General features: G+C 68.6%; 1 protein-coding gene. It reads right to left on the bottom strand.

Annotated elements, in window-relative coordinates; all coding sequences use genetic code 11:
• The coding region (locus tag AC1DJW_RS26340) for a bifunctional aldolase/short-chain dehydrogenase (protein WP_476902931.1) at nt 1-2,059 on the bottom strand (2,059 nt) is incomplete at its 5' end.

Here is a 2,059-nt window from a genome sequence, read left to right as displayed (position 1 = left end):
TCATCGGAGGAAGGCTGCTGCGACGCCCGCGTCGACCGGGATGTGCAGGCCGGTGGTGTGTGAGAGTTCGTTGCTGGTGAGCACGGCGGCGGCGTTGGCGACGTGTTCGGGGAGGACTTCGCGTTTGAGCAGGGTGCGTTGGGCGTAGTACTTGCCCAGTTCCTGCTCGTCGACGCCGTAGACGGCGGCGCGCTTGGCGCCCCAGCCGCCGGCGAAGATGCCGGAGCCGCGGACGACGCCGTCGGGGTTGATGCCGTTGACGCGGATGCCGTGCTCGCCCAGTTCGGCGGCTAGCAGGCGGACCTGGTGGGCCTGGTCTGCCTTGGTGGCGGAGTAKGCGATGTTGTTCGGGCCGGCGAATACCGAGTTCTTGGAGGAGATGTAGACGATGTCCCCGCCGAGGCCTTGGTCGATCATGGCCTTCGCCGCGGCTTTGGAGACCAGGAACGAGCCTTTGGCCATGACGTTGTGTTGCAGGTCCCAGTCCTTCTCGGTGGTTTCCAGGAGGGGTTTGGAGATGGACAGGCCCGCGTTGTTGACCACCAGGTCCAGGCCGCCGAAGGCCAGGACGGCCGCGTCGATGGCTCCCTGCACCTGGGTTTCGTCGGTGACGTCTGCCTGCACGCCGATGGCGACGTCGTCGCCGCCGAGTTCGGCCGCGACGGCCTGGGCGTTGTCCAGGTTGAGGTCCGCGATGACCACGCAGGCGCCTTCCGCGGCGAGGCGGGTCGCGATCGCCTTGCCGATGCCCGACGCCGCGCCGGTCACCAAAGCGATGCGCGTGGCGTGGGACTTGGGTTTGGGCATCCGGGCGAGTTTGGCTTCCTCGAGGGCCCAGTATTCGATCCGGAACTTCTCGGCTTCCTCGATCGGTGCGTAGGAGGAGATGGCTTCGGCGCCGCGCATCACGTTGATCGCGTTGAGGTAGAACTCGCCCGCGACCCGTGCGGTCTGTTTGTCCTTGCCGTAGGAGAACATTCCGACGCCGGGGACCAGGACGATGGCCGGGTCCGCGCCCCGCAGGGCGGGGCTGGCTGGGCCCACAGCCGCAGGGTTCCCTGGCCGAGCTTGCGAGGCTAGGGGGCGGTTGGGGACGGCGTGGCGGTCGTAGTAGGCCTGGTAGTCCTCCCGGTATGCGGCGTGGAGTTCCTTCAGGCGCGCGGTGCTCTCCTGGATGCCGGCGTCGGCGGGCAGGTCCAGGACGAGGGGCTTGACCTTGGTGCGCAGGAAGTGGTCCGGGCAGGAGGTGCCCAGCGCGCCCAGGCGCGGGTGCTCGGTGCCTTCGAGGAATTCCAGGACACGCGGATCGTCGCTGAAGTGGCCCACCTGCGGTTTGTCGGCCGAGGCGAGGCCGCGGATCACGGGAGCCAGGGCGGCCGCCTTGGCGCGTCGCTCGGGTTCCGGGAGTGCGGCGTAGCCGGGGAGCTTGGCGCCGAATGGCTCGGCTTTGCCGTTCTCGGCGATGTAGCGTTCGGCCTGTTCGATGATCCAGAGGGAGTTGGCTTCGGCTTCCCCGCTCGTGGCGCCCCAGGCGGTGATGCCGTGGCCGCCCAGGATGGTGCCGATGGCCTGTGGGTTGGCTTCCTTGATCGCTGCGATGTCCAGTCCCAGCTGGAAGCCGGGGCGGCGCCAGGGAACCCACACGACCTTCTCGCCGAAGACCTTGGAGGTCAGGGCTTCGCCGTCCACCGCGGTCGCGATCGCGATGCCGGAGTCCGGGTGCAGGTGGTCCACGTGCGCGGCGTCCACGAGTCCGTGCATGGCGGTATCGATCGAGGGCGCGGCGCCGCCCTTGCCGAACAGGCAGTAATCGAAGGCGGCCACCATGTCGTCTTCGCGCTCGACGCCGGGGTAGACGGCCTTGAGTGCCTGCAGCCGGTCCAGCCGCAGCACCGCCAGGTTGTCCGCCTTCAGGGTTCCCAGGTCCCCGCCGGAACCCTTGACCCACAACAGCTCCACGTCCTCCCCGGTCACCGGGTCCTTCTCCGTGCCCTTCGCCGAGGTGTTCCCACCGGCGAAGTTCGTGTTCCGCTTGTCCGCGCCCAGGCGGTTGGAACGG

The organism is Arthrobacter sp. 05L417, from assembly GCF_056397865.1.
The sequence above is the reverse complement of the archived record's forward strand: the minus strand, read 5'-3'. Positions and strand labels throughout refer to the sequence as shown.